The sequence below is a fragment of the Metabacillus crassostreae genome (assembly GCF_016908395.1).
In the GTDB taxonomy this organism is placed as follows: Bacteria; Bacillota; Bacilli; order Bacillales; family Bacillaceae; genus Metabacillus; species Metabacillus crassostreae.
Map to the genome: position 1 here is coordinate 271,425 of NZ_JAFBDU010000003.1, position 18,300 is coordinate 289,724.

General features: G+C 32.9%; 26 protein-coding genes and 1 tRNA gene. 6 read left to right on the forward strand and 21 right to left on the reverse strand.

Annotation, left to right across the window (positions count from 1 at the left end):
• Positions 1 to 28 precede the first annotated feature (28 nt).
• Complete coding sequence (locus JOC75_RS12965; protein ID WP_420828033.1) at positions 29 to 706, reverse strand: CpsD/CapB family tyrosine-protein kinase; 678 nt, start codon at positions 704 to 706, stop codon at positions 29 to 31.
• Positions 687 to 1,424 (reverse strand): YveK family protein, encoded by a 738-nt coding sequence (locus tag JOC75_RS12970; protein WP_204954469.1) that lies wholly within the window; start codon positions 1,422 to 1,424, stop codon positions 687 to 689. The genes JOC75_RS12965 and JOC75_RS12970 overlap by 20 nt, the downstream gene beginning before the upstream one ends.
• Positions 1,425 to 1,868: 444 nt before the next feature.
• On the opposite strand from JOC75_RS12970, the gene JOC75_RS12975 reads away from it, so the two are divergent.
• The 3 genes from JOC75_RS12975 to JOC75_RS12985 all read left to right on the forward strand — a co-directional run bounded on the left by JOC75_RS12975 (position 1,869) and on the right by JOC75_RS12985 (position 2,979).
• Positions 1,869 to 2,246: a helix-turn-helix domain-containing protein gene (locus tag JOC75_RS12975; RefSeq protein ID WP_204954470.1), complete on the forward strand. Its 378-nt coding sequence runs from the start codon at positions 1,869 to 1,871 to the stop codon at positions 2,244 to 2,246.
• The gene (locus JOC75_RS12980) at positions 2,243 to 2,380 is read left to right on the forward strand and encodes an anti-repressor SinI family protein (RefSeq protein ID WP_204954471.1); all 138 of its coding nucleotides are present in this window, start codon (positions 2,243 to 2,245) and stop codon (positions 2,378 to 2,380) included. Before JOC75_RS12975 ends, JOC75_RS12980 begins: the two co-directional genes overlap by 4 nt.
• Positions 2,381 to 2,664: 284 nt before the next feature.
• On the forward strand, positions 2,665 to 2,979 hold the full coding sequence (locus tag JOC75_RS12985) for a DUF3889 domain-containing protein (protein WP_204954472.1): 315 nt from the start codon (positions 2,665 to 2,667) through the stop codon (positions 2,977 to 2,979).
• A 58-nt stretch (positions 2,980 to 3,037) separates the two neighbouring features.
• Here the strand turns inward: JOC75_RS12985 and JOC75_RS12990 are convergent, their stop codons facing one another.
• The 11 genes from JOC75_RS12990 to comGA form a co-directional block, all read right to left on the reverse strand.
• Complete coding sequence (locus JOC75_RS12990; protein WP_239589450.1) at positions 3,038 to 3,367, reverse strand: hypothetical protein; 330 nt, start codon at positions 3,365 to 3,367, stop codon at positions 3,038 to 3,040.
• A gap of 144 nt (positions 3,368 to 3,511) precedes the next feature.
• On the reverse strand, positions 3,512 to 3,727 hold the full coding sequence (locus JOC75_RS12995) for a helix-turn-helix transcriptional regulator (protein ID WP_204954473.1): 216 nt from the start codon (positions 3,725 to 3,727) through the stop codon (positions 3,512 to 3,514).
• 139 nt (positions 3,728 to 3,866) lie between these two features.
• Positions 3,867 to 4,058, reverse strand: a complete 192-nt coding sequence (locus JOC75_RS13000; RefSeq protein ID WP_204954474.1) for a YqzE family protein — start codon at positions 4,056 to 4,058, stop codon at positions 3,867 to 3,869.
• A 55-nt stretch (positions 4,059 to 4,113) separates the two neighbouring features.
• A complete protein-coding gene (locus tag JOC75_RS13005) occupies positions 4,114 to 4,611 on the reverse strand; it encodes a shikimate kinase (RefSeq protein ID WP_239589451.1) in 498 nt (165 codons plus the stop codon).
• Positions 4,612 to 4,650: 39 nt separating this feature from the next.
• Positions 4,651 to 5,031, reverse strand: a complete 381-nt coding sequence (comGG, locus tag JOC75_RS13010; RefSeq protein WP_204954475.1) for a competence type IV pilus minor pilin ComGG — start codon at positions 5,029 to 5,031, stop codon at positions 4,651 to 4,653.
• Positions 5,028 to 5,531: a competence type IV pilus minor pilin ComGF gene (gene comGF, locus JOC75_RS13015; RefSeq protein ID WP_338036583.1), complete on the reverse strand. Its 504-nt coding sequence runs from the start codon at positions 5,529 to 5,531 to the stop codon at positions 5,028 to 5,030. Before comGF ends, comGG begins: the two co-directional genes overlap by 4 nt.
• Positions 5,455 to 5,781, reverse strand: coding sequence for a competence type IV pilus minor pilin ComGE (gene comGE / locus JOC75_RS13020; protein ID WP_204954477.1), 327 nt, complete (start codon positions 5,779 to 5,781; stop codon positions 5,455 to 5,457). The genes comGF and comGE overlap by 77 nt, the downstream gene beginning before the upstream one ends.
• Positions 5,768 to 6,217: a competence type IV pilus minor pilin ComGD gene (gene comGD / locus JOC75_RS13025; protein ID WP_204954478.1), complete on the reverse strand. Its 450-nt coding sequence runs from the start codon at positions 6,215 to 6,217 to the stop codon at positions 5,768 to 5,770. Before comGD ends, comGE begins: the two co-directional genes overlap by 14 nt.
• Positions 6,195 to 6,509 (reverse strand): competence type IV pilus major pilin ComGC, encoded by a 315-nt coding sequence (gene comGC, locus JOC75_RS13030; protein WP_204954479.1) that lies wholly within the window; start codon positions 6,507 to 6,509, stop codon positions 6,195 to 6,197. Before comGC ends, comGD begins: the two co-directional genes overlap by 23 nt.
• Positions 6,510 to 6,518: 9 nt before the next feature.
• Positions 6,519 to 7,553: a competence type IV pilus assembly protein ComGB gene (comGB, locus tag JOC75_RS13035; protein WP_204954480.1), complete on the reverse strand. Its 1,035-nt coding sequence runs from the start codon at positions 7,551 to 7,553 to the stop codon at positions 6,519 to 6,521.
• Positions 7,543 to 8,610 (reverse strand): competence type IV pilus ATPase ComGA, encoded by a 1,068-nt coding sequence (gene comGA, locus JOC75_RS13040; protein WP_204954481.1) that lies wholly within the window; start codon positions 8,608 to 8,610, stop codon positions 7,543 to 7,545. Before comGA ends, comGB begins: the two co-directional genes overlap by 11 nt.
• Before the next feature lie 230 nt (positions 8,611 to 8,840).
• On the opposite strand from comGA, the gene JOC75_RS13045 reads away from it, so the two are divergent.
• Positions 8,841 to 8,912: transfer RNA gene (locus tag JOC75_RS13045), tRNA-Gln, on the forward strand.
• Between the two features lie 59 nt (positions 8,913 to 8,971).
• On the opposite strand, the gene JOC75_RS13050 is transcribed toward JOC75_RS13045, so the two are convergent.
• Positions 8,972 to 9,352, reverse strand: a complete 381-nt coding sequence (locus JOC75_RS13050) for a transcriptional regulator Spx (protein ID WP_204954482.1) — start codon at positions 9,350 to 9,352, stop codon at positions 8,972 to 8,974.
• A 428-nt stretch (positions 9,353 to 9,780) separates the two neighbouring features.
• Here JOC75_RS13050 and JOC75_RS13055 point away from each other — a divergent pair, with 428 nt between their 5' ends.
• Positions 9,781 to 10,029, forward strand: coding sequence for a DUF2626 domain-containing protein (locus tag JOC75_RS13055; RefSeq protein ID WP_026558763.1), 249 nt, complete (start codon positions 9,781 to 9,783; stop codon positions 10,027 to 10,029).
• Positions 10,030 to 10,165: 136 nt separating this feature from the next.
• Here JOC75_RS13055 and JOC75_RS13060 read toward each other — a convergent pair whose 3' ends face one another.
• Positions 10,166 to 10,798 carry an MBL fold metallo-hydrolase gene (locus JOC75_RS13060; protein WP_204954483.1) on the reverse strand — a complete coding sequence of 211 codons (633 nt, stop codon included), beginning with the start codon at positions 10,796 to 10,798 and terminating at the stop codon, positions 10,166 to 10,168.
• A gap of 336 nt (positions 10,799 to 11,134) precedes the next feature.
• Here JOC75_RS13060 and JOC75_RS13065 point away from each other — a divergent pair, with 336 nt between their 5' ends.
• Positions 11,135 to 11,308: a DUF2759 domain-containing protein gene (locus JOC75_RS13065; protein WP_146946436.1), complete on the forward strand. Its 174-nt coding sequence runs from the start codon at positions 11,135 to 11,137 to the stop codon at positions 11,306 to 11,308.
• A gap of 126 nt (positions 11,309 to 11,434) precedes the next feature.
• Here the strand turns inward: JOC75_RS13065 and JOC75_RS13070 are convergent, their stop codons facing one another.
• From JOC75_RS13070 to JOC75_RS13095, 6 genes are all read right to left on the reverse strand, one after another.
• Positions 11,435 to 11,758, reverse strand: a complete 324-nt coding sequence (locus JOC75_RS13070) for an MTH1187 family thiamine-binding protein (RefSeq protein WP_204954484.1) — start codon at positions 11,756 to 11,758, stop codon at positions 11,435 to 11,437.
• 21 nt (positions 11,759 to 11,779) lie between these two features.
• Positions 11,780 to 12,898 (reverse strand): YqgU-like beta propeller domain-containing protein, encoded by a 1,119-nt coding sequence (locus JOC75_RS13075; protein ID WP_338036584.1) that lies wholly within the window; start codon positions 12,896 to 12,898, stop codon positions 11,780 to 11,782.
• A gap of 448 nt (positions 12,899 to 13,346) precedes the next feature.
• Entirely contained in the window at positions 13,347 to 14,444 is a 1,098-nt protein-coding gene (locus JOC75_RS13080) for a M14 family metallopeptidase (protein WP_204954486.1), read from the reverse strand.
• 166 nt (positions 14,445 to 14,610) lie between these two features.
• A complete protein-coding gene (locus tag JOC75_RS13085; protein WP_204954487.1) occupies positions 14,611 to 16,515 on the reverse strand; it encodes an LTA synthase family protein in 1,905 nt (634 codons plus the stop codon).
• A 476-nt stretch (positions 16,516 to 16,991) separates the two neighbouring features.
• A complete protein-coding gene (locus JOC75_RS13090) occupies positions 16,992 to 17,951 on the reverse strand; it encodes an ROK family glucokinase (RefSeq protein WP_204954488.1) in 960 nt (319 codons plus the stop codon).
• A gap of 88 nt (positions 17,952 to 18,039) precedes the next feature.
• Complete coding sequence (locus tag JOC75_RS13095; RefSeq protein ID WP_146946472.1) at positions 18,040 to 18,234, reverse strand: YqgQ family protein; 195 nt, start codon at positions 18,232 to 18,234, stop codon at positions 18,040 to 18,042.
• Positions 18,235 to 18,300: the final 66 nt, after the last annotated feature.

The window sequence follows — 18,300 nt, forward strand, 5'->3', positions numbered from 1 at the left end:
TTCTTTATAAAGAACAAACGATCAGAAATTACTCCTTTTCATTTAAAATAACTCCTAATACCTTTGCTCTTACTAAATGTAACAAGCGATTTGCTTCTACAGCTTTTTCACGATCTGTTTTTCCACTTTTTAATACCATTATGACTCCATCACACTGTCCAGCTAATAATTTTGTATCAGTTGTTTCTAGTACAGGGGGACAATCAAAGATAACTGTGTCGTATTCCTCTTTTATATCCTTTAAAAAATAACTCATTGCTTTTGAGCCAATTATTTCGGTAGGATTAGGTGGAATGATGCCACTAGTTAGCACTTCTAATTTTCCAATTTGTGTTTGATAGACAGCTTCCTCTAAAGGTAACCTCCCCATTAGTACATCTGTTAAACCAAATGATTCTTTTAAATTAAAGGAAATATGTAATTTAGGCCTTCTTAAATTTGCATCAATTAGTAAAACTCTTTCTCCTTGCTGTGAGATTGATATAGCTAGGTTAATGGCTGATGTAGTTTTTCCTTCACTTGATGATGGTGAGGTAATAATAAGCGTTTTATGCTGAACATCTATTGAAGAGAATTGAATATTTGTTCTTATTGTTCGAAATTGTTCTGCTATCTCAGAACTTGGATTTGAATAGGAAACAAAGTGGCGACTTGTCATCTCCTTTAAAGCCTTTTTTTTATTTATTTTAAGAACCAAGTGACTCACTCCTATTCTCAAATCTAGTTATTCTTTTTTTCTTTTGCATATTTTTCTTTTTCATTTTAGAAACAGTTCCTAAAACAGGTAACCCCAGCATTTCCTCTACTTCATACTCTTTTCTAACACTATTATTAAGTGAATCTAGTAAAAAGGCTAATCCTATTCCGATCACAATTCCACCAATTAATGAAATAATCAGCATTCGATTTTTATCTTGATTTACAGGAATGGGAATTTCCTTCGCTTCTGAAAGTAGCTTTACATCATTAAAGTCTAATATTTTTGGAATTTCTTGTTTATAAGTTTCAGCAACCTCATTAGCTAGAATTGCTGCTTGCTTTGGATCTGAGTCTAAGACTGAGATTGTCACTACCTGAGAGTCAGCAATACTGCTTACCTCAATTTTCCCACTAAGTACTTCAGGAGAATAAGGCAGATCTAGCTTTTGTACAACCTTCTCTAAAACGGTTGAATCTTGAATAATAACCTTTAATGTAGCTATTAAAGAACTATCGGCTCCTATAATTATTCTTGCTGTCGACTTATACAAGGGACTATATGTTGCATTTGAATAGTAGGCTCCAGCTGTTGTTGACATGATTGTTATTAAAATAATGACCCACACATACCTTCTTATTACAATGAACACTTCTGCTAAGTTAATTTCCTTAGATTGTTTATGATCACTTAGTTGATTATTTTCAAGCTTTCGAAAGCTAGACATACTAAATTTCCACCTTCTTTTCTTAATTAAGAACGCTACTTTTTACTTACTTCCATTTTTTTCTCTAGATTCAGAATAGTTCACTATAAAGAACAAGTCAATCCTTTTTTAAGAAAAGTTCCCCATTTTCTTTATGAAGCGACAAGAGTTAATTTTCTGTTATAGATTGTCCCTATTAATCATCTTGTTAATTTATAATATTGGCTGAATTATTCTTTTTATTTATTAATAATACCTTTTCCTCTTATAAATATATGCTATTCTACCTATTCTTAAAAACTCTTAAATTTTGTCATTTTTTCGCTAAAAAGAACGATTTGTTCTATTTTCCTCTCGATAACTCTCTTTATCATATGTTTTTGTTATTTTATTAAGAACGATTTGTTTCATATAATGAATGATGTAAGCTTAAATATTTGTTCGAGAAGATAGGAGACCGCATACATGGTTGGAGAACGCTTAAGGGAGCTGAGGCAGGAGAAGGGATATTCAATTAGTGAATTAGCTGAGTTGGCAGGAGTTTCAAAATCTTACTTAAGTTATATTGAACGAGATGTGCAAAAAAATCCATCTCTACAATTTTTAAGAAAGATTGCTACAACATTGCAAACAGATGTTGAAGATCTATTAGGAAATTCATCTTCGAACGCTAAATCACAGGAATTTGTTCTAGATGAAGAATGGGGACGTTTGTTAAATAAAGCCATTTCAGAAGGTATGAGTAAAAATGATTTTAAGGAATTTCGAGATTATTTGAAGTTTAGAAAGTGGAAGGAAGCTAAGAACACAAATAAACCTTTTCAGGAGGACAAGCCAAAATGAGTGAAATAAAAGACCAACTACAAAACGAACAATTAGATCAGGAATGGCTGGAATTAATACAAGAAGCAAAAAAGATCGGTTTGTCTTTTAATGATATTTCTCAATTTCTTCAAGGTGCAACTTCCACAAAATAGAGAATCACTAATGAGGATTTTTTCAATGATTAAGCTTGGTGCAAATTAGAGTTTAAATTAAATTTCAAATTATGCTTCTAAAAAGCACCAAGTCTTATCAATATAACAATGATCAATTTGCCCCAAAAGCTTCGTTACATGACTTCACATTCCCGTCTTAGTCTCCATAAATATCATACATTTTTGTCTTTATCATACCCTAAAATCATTACACTAAATAACAAATTGCTATGTATGATTCTTTTCATATTGGTAAAAATATGTAGCAAGGAAGGTGTTACTACGTGAAAAAGTGGATATTGTTTACTGCGATCCTTTTTGGTTTAACTACTTCTACAGTTCCTTTTACTCCTGGTGTACAGGCAGTGTCTCAAAAAACATGGGAAGATGTTGCTGTTAAAGAGACGAAAAAACGTTATCCTTTATCACAGGTTTTGTTTTCTCAAAAAATTTGGGATAAGAAGAAAAAGGATATAACTGTAAAGCAGTATCGTTTTACGTTAAGAGAGGGTATGCAGGATTTTTCGGTTTATACAACGATCACTTTTGATTCATCATCAGGTGAAATTAAAAAAGTTCAAGTAATCCCTGAAGCATAATAGGAGCTGTATCGATGGGGTAGAGATTATTACCTTTAAATCCATCGACACAGCTTTTTTATTGTTGTTTTTGGATCGAATAAAAATAACTAATCATTTGAACAATTGGGATGAGCAGAAGAATAATGATGGGATAATAAGGGATGTTTCCTTTAAGCAAAGGATATAAGCTCATAAGTCCTGCTGCAATTGGAACGGCATACCACATCGCGATATATGAACTTCTACAAGCATTTGCTGTAATAAGTTGTTCTCTTTCATCCGCTTCCTCAAGTTCAGGAGGAAGCATCAATGCTTTCCATAGGCTTTTATGCTTCTTTTTACTGATAACCAATAAATAAATTGCAATAGGGATACAAATAACAAAAAATGTTAGGATAGGTATCATATTTATTGATATCTCCCATGGAGGTTCTGGATTCTCCATAACTCTCGCAAATTGTTAATTTGTATTAAAAAGTGTAATTAAAGCCCAGCCAGCTAGGATAACTGTAATTATATTTAATATAGCTGGTTGTAATATTTTTTTCATTTACCTCTCTCCTTCTCCTTCACTTATCCAAAAAACTTCTTCAACATTCACTTGAAACACATCACAAATTTTTATACCTAATAATAATGATGGTGTGTAAGAGCCTTTTTCTATCGCAGCGATTGTTTGTCTTGTTACACAAACTTTTACAGCTAACATCTCTTGTGTTAGGTCGAACCTTGCTCGAAGCTCTTTTACTCGATTCTGAAGCACCATTTTTCACCTACTAAAATTACTTATAAGAATATTGTAAAGTACTTTTAACATAATGTATAGTAAACTTAACATTTTTTTGAGAAATTTAGGTAAATTTAAAAAGAGCAATCCTTTAAATGGACTGCTCTTCTTTCAGTATTCACTTCTTACGCTTTTTCAAAAACAACTTAAAAGCAAACGGCAATACACCTAACCACCTATTACTATAATAGGTTGTGGAAATTTCATTATTCTTACGTTCTTCTTTTTGTTTTTTACGAGCTTCCTTTGGTGTGTCCATATATTTGACAAGCTGCTGTGTGACATATTTAACATAATCGTTTGTAGACAAGGTAAAACACCTCATTACTCATAAGTTCTTACCCTTCATTATTGCCAAGATTATGCTATTTTAGTCTCTCGCTTATTTCGTTAACAATTTCGTCAATATTTTTATGAGCTGTTTCAACGATAAACGTACAATCTTTATAAAACTCAACTCGAGATTGGTACAAATCAATTAATTCAGCTTTATTTTTCTTACTTGCTATAGGTCTGTTAGGATCTTTATGGACTCTTTCATAAATAGTGTCAAGGTCAGCATTTAATAAGACAACTTGTCCATTTTTTTTCATCCATTCACGATTTTCTGAATTGATGACAATTCCTCCACCAGTCGTAATGATCGTATCTGTTGTTGGCAGTTCTTTTAGTATACATGTTTCTTGATTCCGAAAGTATTGTTCTCCATGCTGCTCAAAGATCTCTCGTATGCTTTTGTTTAATGTTCTTTCAATTTGTTGGTCAGTATCTATGACAGGAAGCTGTAATTGCTTTGCTAACTCTTCTCCAATTGTCGTTTTTCCTGCACCCATAAATCCGGTTAAATAAATAGCCTTCACCATATTGCTCCCCCACGTTTTCTTTATACCATACCATATTTTTTAATTTTCAGACCATACTGTTATCTCATTTTCCAGCAAATTATATTGATAACTGGCTTGATATTTTCTCTTTTCATCTGTTTCACATTTAATCGTAACTTCTGTAAGCTCGCTTGATACCTCACTCATCTTGTACGTGAAGCTTCCATTTAACGTTGTAATTGTTACTGGTTGATCTACTTCTACACGAGTACTTCTAAGGTCTTTTAACGTTTGATTAACTGCTATAGTCATTAAATTTTCAAGTATGTAATTTTGTTCTGTTTCAAAATAGAACTTCTTATCACTAATAAGTGATGTCGAAAGATGTGTGACAACTAATAAGCAAAATAAAACAATAATCATTGTCGTTGGAAAAATAAATCCTTTTTCAGTCTTCATTTTATGGATAAATCCTTATAAGATCGAAATGTGTGGGTATATTCTTTTCCTGCTTGACTACTTACATTCATTTTAATACCTGCTTGCTGTCGTTCAAAATTCAACGTTTCAACTTTCATTAAGAGAATTTCATGGCCCATTCCATAAACCTGACGTCTTATTAACTGATTATATTTACTGATGCTTATTAGCTGTCCTTGTTTATTTTCGAATGAAAGTACGTTATTTTTCACAGTCCAATTTACGGAGCTTTTCATTTCATGTTGGAGCTGAATAATAAACAGCTCCCATTCGTAAGGCCTTAAATCCTTGTCATATTGAGAATTTGTTACTAAAAAGGTAAGAATCATTGTTAGTGATGAAATAATGAGAGCGTATATAACAAATGAGAAAAGTAAATTCAAAAATGTGAATCCTTTCTCATTATGAAACAGAGAGGCAAATCGATTTGTTTTTATGTGTTGAATTTTCCCATGATAAACAAGCTTTATTATAAGGATTTCCCTCCTCCCAAGTTAAATGATAGTCAACACCTTGATGCACTATAATTTCATTATTTTTTTCATTATTATCAAATGTCACCTGCTGTGTTTTCTCATGTAGAATTTTATATGCTGCTAACGATTGCTGGGTGTTCACTCTTTCTTTTGTTAGTAACACAAGTTGCGGTATGATGAGTAAGGTGATTAACACCCATAAACTAAAGGCTGCAATCGTTTCAGCTAGTGAAAATCCTTTAGAGCTTCTCAATTGTAAACCTTCCTTTTCCTAAGTAAAATACAAGACGATACTTGTTATTATGATAATTAATAAACATTGTGCCACTTTTTTGAATTGATCCCTGTCGATTGTAGATTACTCGATTTTCGAGTGTTGCTGCTTCAAAAATAATTTGCTGATGATAACTTCTGCTCAACAAGTCTTCACCTATACCATTAGTCACACGATATTTTTTCTCACCTTCAGAAAAAACAACATAAACAGTGCTTTCATTTACTAATGCAAATTGCTGAGCATACAGTAAGTCTTTTTCTAATGTATTTAAAAACGTATCGATTACTTTTTTATTATAAATTGGATTTAAATTCATCACTAAAACGAAACTCATTATGCTTACTATAACTAGTACAATTAGTGTCTCTAGAAGAGTGAAGCCATTCCCCTTAGCTTCCTGTTGGCTTAGCACCCTTCGTTACCTCTCCATCAGCAGAGATCACAATGCTACTTCCATCAGGACAGGTTTGTGCAGCACGTAAATAGCCATCTGATACTAATTCAGCTTGAGTTGGTGTTTTTTTATTATCAATTTCATAGGCAGACACTTGGGCTTGTACCATGTTAATTAATCCGTCACAGCCTTTTTCTTGGATACTTGCATTATGCTTTGTAACGTTTGGAATTGTGATAAGAAGTAACACAGAGATAACTAGCAGCACAATTAACATTTCAATCAGCGTAAACCCTTTTTCTTTTTTCATTTTATCCTCCTAAATATTTTCCATCATTTTATACATTGGTAAAAGCATTGATAAATAGACAAACAACACAATTATCCCGACAAGGGCATAAATAACTGGTTGAATGATGGTCATTGTTTTAACAGCTTGGTTTTCGAGTTTCTCTAGCACTAATTGACTGTACATATAAAGTTCTCTTGCAAGCTGACCATTCGCTTGTCCATGAAGAATGACTAATGAAAGCTCTGGCTCATAGTATCCTCGATTTTTAATGCTTGTGTGAAGCTGTTCACCTGTTTTTAATTTGCTTATTAGATAATCTGCTTCAGTTTTAAAGAACGGTAAAATGGTTTGTTTTTCAAATATTTTTAAGCTATCAAAGGTTGAAAGGCCTCCTCTTAGTAAATTACTCAGCTGCAAAGCAAAGAAATAACTATGAAGCATACTAACTACTTTTCTTAGAATCGGTATTTTCTGGATTAGTTTCATCTGTTTTTCCACCGATTTTTTTCGGTAGATTAATAAATAATAAATAGTAATAAAGGCTATTGAAATAACACTAGCAATTCCTAACCATTTTAGGGATGCAAAAATAACCAATAAGGTAGTTGAAAAAAATGAGGCTTCAATATTCATAGAATCATAAAGTTGTTCAAATTGAGGTGTAATAACCGCTTGGACAATGGATAAAATAAAGCTGACTGTAAGGATGAGAAAGATGGGATAACGAAGAATTTTTCCGAGCTTTTCAATATGTGTGACCTTCTTAGTGAGAATTTCGCAACACTCTCGTAACGCAAATTCCAGATCACCGTGTTGTTCGGCAAAATATAAATAACTTAACACATCTTTATGAAAATGTAAGTTTGTGAGTGTGTGACGAAAAGAATATCCGGCAGATAGCTGTGAAAGGCAATTTAATAAGTCATCTTTTCTTCGACTGGCTTCATTTACATAAAGAAAGTTGAGAGCTTCGCTTAGTGTATAGCCTTTGTCTAACATACTACTTAACCGCTTTAGGTAAAATGCTTGTTCTTTTAATCCCCATTTTCGTTTAGTCTTCATGCTTAAACACCCAGCGATCATATGAATGAGGATAAAGATAGCCGAGTGCAATGCCTTTTTTTATCACATCTTTTAAAGTGGGATAGTGATAGCTAGCTACTTCTCCTTTTGCTTCTTTTATTACTGCCGTTAGATTTTTTCCATAAAGTAATTCATACACACTCAATCTTCTCTTTTGTCTTAGCTTCTTACAATAAGGAGAACAAATTCCTTCACAAAAGGGACATCTTAGTTGGACAAGACGTTGAGCTGTAACAGCAACAAGAGTTTGTTCTATTTCAGATAAACTTACATCAAATTCAAGCAGTCTATAGATCGCACCTTTCGCATCTCTTGTATGCATGGTTGATAACACAAGATGACCAGTTAAACTAGCTCTTATCGCAATCTGAGCAGTTTCTCTGTCTCTAATTTCGCCAACCATTATAATATCAGGGTCATGACGTAAAATCGCCTTTAATCCGGCTGCATAGGTAATTCCAGCCTTTTCGTTTACTTGAACCTGCATGACTTCTTCACTTTTTGTTTCAACAGGATCTTCAAGTGTAATGATATTGCGGTTAAAGTGCCGCTTTGCATAATGAATAAGAGAATATAGTGTAGTTGTCTTACCCGAGCCTGTCGGGCCTGTGAACACCATCAAACCATGTGAATGATTTAGAATTGATAGTAATTTGTTTGTTGTAGAAGGAAATAGAGATAAATGTGTAATATGTGGTATTTTACCTTGAGGTAGAATTCTGATTACTAAGCTTTCTTCATGAATAGTAGGCAATGTTGATAATCGTAGATGAACATTTATATTTTTGGTCGAGATCGTTAAGGCACCATTTTGAGGCCTTCTTTTTTCACCAATATCCATTGATGCTAAAAACTTCAAGTGTGAAATAACTCTTTCACTAATATCCTTTTTCATCGTATGCTTTTCAATTAAATCATCATCAATTCTAAATTGGATAAGTGTTTCCTGGTCTCTTGGAATAATATGAATATCAGATGCCTTCAAGGCACAGGCTTCTTCAATGATCCTCTCGCTCAAATGTTCAATTGACTGCAAGCTGTTTTTTCAACTCCTTCCTTTGCTTCTGAACATTATTGTACAAGCTTTTTCAAAATATAGCACATCACTAAAGATGAAAATTACTTCATTAAAAAGCGGTTTTCATTAAACCAAAAATTTCTTTTTCGTTCATTTTTTTGTTTTTTTGATTATAAAAAAAGAAAAGTTGTCCATAATAATAAATGTCAAAGAGCAAGAAATACACATTGCCAACTTATTATTATTAATGGTCTATAGCCAAGCGGTAAGGCATCGCACTTTGACTGCGACATGCGTTGGTTCAAATCCAGCTAGCCCAGCTAAAAAGTATAAAGACGTCTACTAATTATTACAGTAGACGTCTTTATTTTTGTACAAGCTATGAAACTGATCGCTGTATTTCATGTTTACGAGCAATCTTACTTAATGCTTGAGGATTGTAACCGACAATTAATTTATTGCCATCAGTAATAATTGGACGACGAAGTAGCTTTGGCTCCTGGATCAATAAGTTAAGCACTTCTGATAAAGTTAATTCATTTATATCAATATTTAAGTCTTTGTATGTTTGACTTCTTGTTGCAAGAATTTCGTCTATTCCTTCTGTTGTTAACTCTAAAATTTGCTTGAGTTCATCAAATGTTGGGGTTTCACGGAAAAGATGTCTTTCTTGAAAGTGAACTTGATGGGCTTTTAACCAATGCTTTGTTTTTCTACAAGATGTACAACTCGGATAACTGTAGAACGTTATTTTATTCACAATACATCCTCCTAGGTAGTTGTTAATGGCTCTTTTCTAAAGTTTTTCTTGTGTGCTATTTTCCTATTTTAACTTTAATAATTAAAGTTTATAAAAACAGCCTCTATAATTGCACCGCTTTCTCGTATAACTTATTGTACACTATTTGTATAACTTATGTACACTAATTTACTTTATTATATTTTGAACATTTTGTTTAAAAATATATTTATCTTTGTTTAGATTGTATCGACTAGTGTGTAAACGCTATTTACAATTATGTAAGGGGTACATTATAATAATTAGAGTGATGACTTGTATGTCAAATTACCTTTTGTCGAAAGCTATCATTATGGAATTATTTTTTCAGTTTTAATTACAACTTTATAGCTTGATTGTTCATAATAACAATAAAAGCTTGAGGCAAAGTCAACAAAGGAGGGATACATATGGATCGTATGTTCCGAGTATTAGGGTTCTGGACAGGAATCTTCGCTGTTATGTTTTATCTTGGTGATATGAAGACTACTTCCTTACTATTTTTCGGACAAACTGGATTTTTTGTCTTCTTATCTTACTTAAAGCTATCCGAGCGCATGTACATCTATATTTTTGGTGCTTACTTAACAATTTTCTTCGTCGGATTTACGTATTGGACGACATTCATGATGATTCCAGGACAAAACATGGGACATTAATTCCCCACAAAAAACAGGCTACCTCATCAAAGTGGTAGCCTGTTTTTTTATGTTCTTCTTAGGCAGTTATCGCAAACTTTGTTGCTATTAAATACCTATGAGAACAGCATATTAGTAAGTCTAGTGGCATCTTTTCTTAAAATCCATTCAAAAAAGGATTGCTTTCCATTTCTTGTTCAATACTTGTTTCATGACCATGTCCAGAGAGCACAATGGTTTCCTCAGGAAGAGTTAATAGCTTATCATGAATACTTTTTATTAACTGATCATGATTTCCTCCAGGAAGATCTGTTCTACCAATGCTTCCGGCAAATAAGGCATCTCCTGAAAAAACAATCCCTTCTTCAGCAGCATAGAACGAAACACTTCCGGGTGAATGGCCAGGAGTTTCAAACACTTGTAATGAAAAATCACCAATCGTCAGATATCCTTCACTTCTTATTAATTCATCTGGTTCTGACACTTTAATAGAACCAGCCATAAAAAATTGTGAACCATTTAATGATGGATCTGTAAGCCAGTTCTTTTCTTTGCTATGTACATATACAGGAATACCCCACTTATTTCGAACTTCATCTACTGCACCTATATGGTCAAAATGTGCGTGTGTTAACAATATCGCCAATGGTTTTAGATGCTGTTGCTGTAAAATTCCTATTAATTTGTTTGCATCTCCACCAGGATCAATGATTAAACACTCTTTGTTACTGTTTGAATATATATAGCAATTTGTTTGTAGCGGACCTAAAGGTAATTGTCTCCATGCCATTTTATATGACTCCCTTCGTTTTAAAAATATTTATTTTATATTACACTATTGTCATTCATAACGATATTTTTTACAAGTTCTGAAAATTGGGTATGATAATAATGAACAGCAATCATAATAGGGCTGTTCATTTTTCATTATATATGAAGCTTTACAAATGATATAAAGTAAATGGAAAAGCGAATTACTTATCGTTGAATACACCTTAAGTAGAAAATAAACTCGACAAACACAATGAAACCGATTAAAATATTAGAAGGACTTGTTTTGTATCTTGTATACCTTATTAATTGATACAATGAAAAATGATCTACATAGAGTAAGGGGGCTTTTATAATGGGCTTAGTAGTTATTTTTGCACTTGTAACCATTCTTGGGATTTTTGGATTTATTCGTTCACTAAAGGACAAAAATCTTCTTGGTGCTTTTTTCGCATTCGGTACATTCGTTGTTTTCGGATGGTTTGCAGTAATGACTGTCATCCATCATGGCTTTCCAACTGCACACTAAATTCAATTTAGAAATAGAAACAGAAGGCCTTTACCAATTCTAATGGTAAGGGCCTTCATTTATTTTTTTAATCGCTAAAAACCCCCTCTTAGTAATAGATGCTAAGAGGGGGTTTATCGTTTCTAACTATCTATCTTCATCTTGAATTTGTTTATGAACACTTTCAAGCTTGCCTTCCATTGTTGATTTCTTGTCACGTCGATCGTCAATTCTTATATTTGTGGCTACTCTTTGCACGCCCTTGTTAAATGGAGCTTCATGAATATTTTGTATTACTTCTAATAAAGTATGTAACTCGCCTTCAATAATCGTATTCATAGGAGTAAGCTGATATTTGATCTTACCTTCTATTTCATAGTTCTTAAGAATATGTTGGATATCTACAACATACTCACTTACACTTGGGGTACTTGTTCCTATTGGAATTACTGTTATGTCTACTATTGCCAATTAACTCATCCCTCTCTACATCTAATTAAACGTGATTAATTCCTCGATACTTACTTTATTTAAGTTAATAATTTTTTCAAATCTTCCTCCATATAATGCATATTCCCCACTTGGAGAGAGTTTAATCGGTAAATTTTCAATTGATTGTATTAAAACATTTTTTTCTTCTGTTTTTGTGGAAAAACTCACCAATGAAAACTCAGTTTTTGCCTCATTTACTTCTAACATATACAAAATATCTTTATTCAGATCCATATCAAGGTATGGCACAGACCAATCAGAATATAGTGATACTAGTCGTGTAGGCATTTCCATTAATTGTTCGTTATTTTCATTATTGTAAAAGCGAACTGCTGCATCACCATTAGCATCCACTAATTCAATAGTTGATAAAAAGCCAGTGAAATTTGTGTTAGCAACTACATGCTCAGCAATTAAAGTCTCTGATTGATTTTCAATATTATAAACAAACAGTGGAGCAGTTAGTGAAGGCTTTTCTTGATCCCATTTTAAATAAGAAACATGCTTTTCATCTAACCATTGTATAAAAGGTTGATGAATTTGATTTTTAGTCATTTTTTGATTATTAACATTCAAAACATATGTATCATAAGTCCAATCCTCTTTAAAGCTCGATATAAAAAGCTGATCACCTTTGAGATGATTCCATATATAATTTAGTTCAAAGGATTCAATTCTTGTTGTATACAATAATTCAGCTTTTTCATTCACAATCACTAATTCAGCTTCGTAATTTGATGGACTTGTATGGATTAAAAACATATCATGATCTTCATTTGCCTCAACCTGCAAAATAGGAAATTCAGATTTATAAAATAGAGATGTTTTTCCTGTATGTATGTTGTATGTATGAACTTCTGAGCTTTGTGCATTATTTAAAATATATAAAATTGTGTTGTTATCTTTCCAATCAGCAACAGAATGAAATAAGGCCTCATTTATTTGTAACGGTGTTAGCACTTCTTCTCCAAAAAATTGAGGTGTAACCTCTTTTTTATCGTTCGGAAGCTCCCTCATAGATGATAGCTCTTTATTATGTTCTTGTTGATGAGATGGAATACAGCCTGTTCCAAGTAATATGACTAACAAAAATAAGAAAATACATTTAGTTAATCTCATCAACGACAATTTCACCCCTTTTCCTTCTTAACCATTATTATCATTAGGAGAATTAAATCATACTAATTATACGAATCAACCACTATAATGTTCCAAGATTTTGAGATTTTATTTATTTAATTATTGGCTCTGTTAAACTTTGTTGTTGATTTCCGTTACAGGCATTCGCTTTCCGCGGGCGGTCCGGGAGCCTCCTCGTAAGCTGCGCGCCTGTGGGGTCTCCCTTTGACACGCTTCTCTAAGCAGGAGTCTCATATATTCACCTCCAATCAACAATGTGCTAAAAATCAACATTAACCTTTAACATAGCCTAATTATTAGGCATTCATGTGCTTTCCATTTTCCATTCTCTCTTTTAAAGCAAGCTCGGACATAAAATTAGCTTTATAAAAATACTATGCCTCATAAAGGGACTAAGGTAAACAATACCAAAGTCCCTAAAGTATGATTACATATATAATGCTGCTAGAAAAATACCTTTGCTTTTACAATAGATATCATCAAATTGATCAAAAGGTAATGGATTTTCACCCATACCTAATTCTATCGTGTATCCTGCTTTTCTCCAATCATTTACAAACCAATCGCGGAACCCTGCATGACTGTCAATATCTCGCACTGCTTTATACCCGCTATGTTTTACAAATTCTCTTACGATAGCCTCAGCTTCTTCAGGTTCTTTTCTGAGATAACCCCAATAAATTTCTTCTCCTTGTGTATGAAAAGCTAACACTCGGTCAAACTGATTGTTTTTAACAAGCTCAGCAAGAGCAACTGCCTCAGGTTCAGTTAATGGTGCATCACCTGGATAATCTCTAGGCGCAGGTGCTTTTGGACGTTTACGTGCTTTTTCAATCTCCCACTTTGCTGGGTACTGATTATTTAAATCGATTCCTCTAATATTTGCCTTCCACTGGGAAAAATCAATGCTTAAGTCATTCATTTGTAAAAGTGATGGCTCATACTCAATAGTATCAGGAAGACCATTTAACACAAGATCCACACCGTCTGGGTTTACCATTGGCACAACTGATAATGTTGTATCATGATAAAGCTCTAAACACGAATGACCTTCTAAATGCTTTCCACCCACGATAGCCTTCAAATAATCCTGTAGCCAATGCATAATTACACTTGTTGTGATCCATTCATTGGCATGAAAAGCTCCATTCATATGAATCTTCTTTTTGCCATGACCAATTGTTAATTCATAAATTGGTTTATTCAAAACACTATATCCAATCACGTTTTTATTTATAAAAGGATACATTAATGTCAGTTTCTCAATATCACGTTCTAATTCATCAGAATCATAAGGCTTTTTAGTCATTATAGCCTGTGATTTTTCCTGACTGTCATCATATTCTATATACAAACTATTTAGAATGTAATCTAGACAAGCATCTGGTAAATAAATAGTTGTATCTTCTTTTATGAAATCATTATTTCGTATATCTGAATTACAATCTACAAGAAGCTGTTCATTAAGCTTAACTTGATTTGCGAGTTCTTCTATAGTGATTGCACTCTTAACGCGAACAAACATCCATTTAACCCCCATTAGCCTATTTACTATTAGCTTATGAAACGTCTGTTAGATTGTTGTTATTTTTATATTGAATTCTACTGAAGTTTTTTCATATGAAAAAAGGCTGACTAGTAAGAAATCCCCCACTGATTGCGGAAGGTTCTTACTTAGTCAGCCTTAATTGCTAATTATTTGTATTTTCAGCTTTCTCGGTTGCTTCTGTTTCAACTTCAGCATTTTTTTCATAAAAACGTAACAAGTCACCGTAAATGATCTCATCTGAGTAATTTAACTCTTGCTTTGCTTTTTCCATATAAGGATCACATATAGCTTGATCTGCAGGTTGACCAGTTTGTTTATCATAACAAATTCCTCTTGTATACACATTGTTTTCTGTAATGAAGCTTCCATCTCTCAGTACTGTAAATGAAAGTTTATCATCAGAAAATACATCTGTACCAAATTGAATTTGTTCACTTGTATCAATTCCAAGTAAACTCATAATCGTTGGACGAATATCAATTTGACCTGAAACTTTAGAGATTGTTTGCGGATCTTGATCTGTTACACCTGGAATATGCACAATAAATGGTACACGTTGTAGTTGAACAACTTCAAATGGTGTAACTTCTTTTCCTAAAAATTTCCCCATTGCTACATTATGATTTTCTGAAATACCATAATGATCACCGTATAAAATAATGATTGAATTTTCATATACATCTGTTTCTTTTAATGATTCTATAAAACGTTTAACACCTTCATCCATATATCGAACTGTTGGAATGTATTGGTTTAACGTTTTGCTATTTGAATCAAATTCATCAATGAAACGATCTTCTTCTCCTAATTCAAATGGGAAATGGTTTGTTAAAGTGATCAGCCTAGTGTAAAAAGGCTGTGGTAAATCATCCATATGTTGAACTGACTGTTCAAAGAAATCAATATCCTTTAAACCCCATCCAATTGAATTTTCTTCTGTTACATTATAGTCATTTACATCAAAAAAGCGATCATATCCAAATGTTTTGTACATTAAATCACGATTCCAGAAGCTTTTGTTGTTCGCATGGAAAACCGTACTATAGTATCCATGATCTTTTAACAATTCTGGTGTTGCATGATATTCATTATTACTGTTTGTAAAGAATACAGCACCACGACCTAGTGGATATAGAGAGTTATCAACGATAAATTCTGAATCAGATGTTTTACCTTGACCAGTTTGGTGGTAGAAATTATCGAAATAATAACTTTCATTTATTAAATCATTTAAATATGGTGTGATTTCTTCACCATTTAATTTTTCGTTAATTACAAAGCTTTGTAATGATTCAAGTGATAATAATATAACATTACGTCCCTCTGCAATACCCTTTAGATCTTCCTCTGAATCCTTACGGTTAGCATTAACGTAGTTTTCAATTTCAGTTAAATTATCACTATCCGCTAATGCACGCTGTGCAGAAGTTTTCGATTGTAAGAATGCATCGTAAATATGAAAGTTGTATACACTGATATTTTTAACTAACATCTCACGATCAAAAGAGCGAGTTAGTAATTGTGGACGCTCTGTTTCTGCTAATCCTAAATTAAAGAAGAATACAGCAGCTACCAATAAGAAATAAGCAGATTTTTCTTTTCTCGTTAGTAATGATGTCGAACGGAAGGTTGGTTTTTTAAGCAACCAATATAAAATTCCTAAGTCAACAAACATTAACAAATCAGTCGGTAAAAATAAACTTGTGATACTGCTTCCTAAATCCCCCATATTGCTTGTCTGAAATAAAACAGGAATTGTTAAGAAGTCATTAAAAAAGCGATAAAAAACCATGTTAGATATTAAAAGAACTGTAACAAAAATACTTGCTCCAAATATATAACGGTTTCGATTTTTTTCCTTCATAAAAAGCCCAATACCAAAAATCAGTAATAAAAAGCTCAATGGGTTTATGAATAAAATAAATTCTTGTGTGAAATTTTCAATTTTTATATCAAAACTAGTTTTATAGACAATATATGTTTTTAGCCATAGTAGTAATGTTGCTATAAGTAAAAACGATATTTTCGAAAAAGATTTCTTACGCATGATTTTACCTCCTCATCCCTTGGGACAAATACGCTTTCCTTTTATCTTTGGTTCTTTTCTCTAAGATTGTTACCAATTGTTCTATATATGCTGTAAGAACATTGGTTTTATATCCATAATAGCTACTAATCTAAAAAGAAGAGATGCCTCAACGCTTTATAAAGTACTGTTTTCTTCAGTTGAAAAAGCAACAAAGCTTACGAAAACAGCCTAGCTGTAAAAATTTCCATTTATTAGGTTGATGTTTGAACAACTAAATCATATCTTAATACTTCTTTTACAAAAAATCAATCATTTTTAATATTCTCCTTACAATAGCCTGGTAGAATTATAATGTTAAGCTTATTCTTTCTTCCCTATTATTAGACGTATGAAACAATAAAAAGTTTCATATTGTTCTAAAGTAAAAATTTTCAGTTTATTTATGAAAATGAAAAAGAGCATTCAATTAGTAGAATGCTCCTTCTCATTATTGATTATTGATTATTCATTAACTTCGTTTTAGCTAACCATGCTCCACCGATGACACCAGCATCATTTCCAAGAGTAGCAATTGTAATTGTTGCTGCAGCTCCCACTCTTGGGAACGCGAATCGTTTAAAATGTTTTTCAACTTTAGAAATAAGTTTGTCTCCTGCTTTAGAGACCCCACCACCGATAACAATTTTTTCTGGGTTTAAACTATTAGACACATTTGCAAGCATTAATCCTAATTGGAATGTTACATAGTCAATTACTTCTTCTGCAAGAGAATCGCCTTGATTAGCTGCATCAAATACATCCTTTGATGATAAATCGGCAAATTCTTTAAGGATACTATCATTGTCTGTTAATTCTAGTTTCTCCTTAGCAATTCTTACAATACCAGTTGCAGAAGCTATAGTTTCAATACATCCTGTTTTTCCACATCCACATAGAGCTCCACCTTCAGGAACAACTGTAATGTGGCCAATTTCGCCACCTGCGCCATTCACACCGTGGATTACATCTCCATTAGATATGAGTCCACCTCCAACACCTGTACCAAGGGTAACACAAATAATATCTTTTGCTCCGTCACCTGCCCCCTTCCACATCTCACCAAGTGCTGCTATATTTGCATCATTATCAACAACAGCAGGTAATCCTGTTTCTAGTTCAAGATGAGCGCGCAACGGATAGTTTACCCAACCTAGATTTGGCGTTTCATAGATAAGCCCATTCTCTAAATCAACAGGACCAGGAGCTCCCATTCCAATTCCTGAAAGCTTAGATTTTTCTAATCCTAGCTCTTCAAGCTTTGAATCAATTGCTTTTGCAATATCTGTTGTAATATGTGTACCAGTCTTATCAGTAGGAATTTCCCACTTCTCAATAATCTCTCCATAATAATTAATAAAAGCCATCTTAATTGTAGTTCCACCTAAATCAATACCTACTAACCATTTTTCGTTCATTAATATCACCTTTTTCTTCTATTATATATACCCTCAAGAAATCGTTTTCATTTCGAACCTAATTACCCTTTAAATTTGGTACGGAGTATTAGCTCTTTAGCTTTTGGACTTCTTGTCTTAAAAGAAGTATTGCCATTTGAAAATCTTTTGGTTCTATGATATTTGACTCATACAGTTGTCTTACTTCTTCTTCCATTAGCTCTAAATCGGCAATTCTATCTCCTATGTAAATGATCGTCCCATATTTCTTTAATAGCTGCTGTACATCATAAATCGACTTCATGTGATCACCTACTTGCCCTTTATCAATTACTTCAAACAACTTTCTTACCTCTACTCTACTATAAAG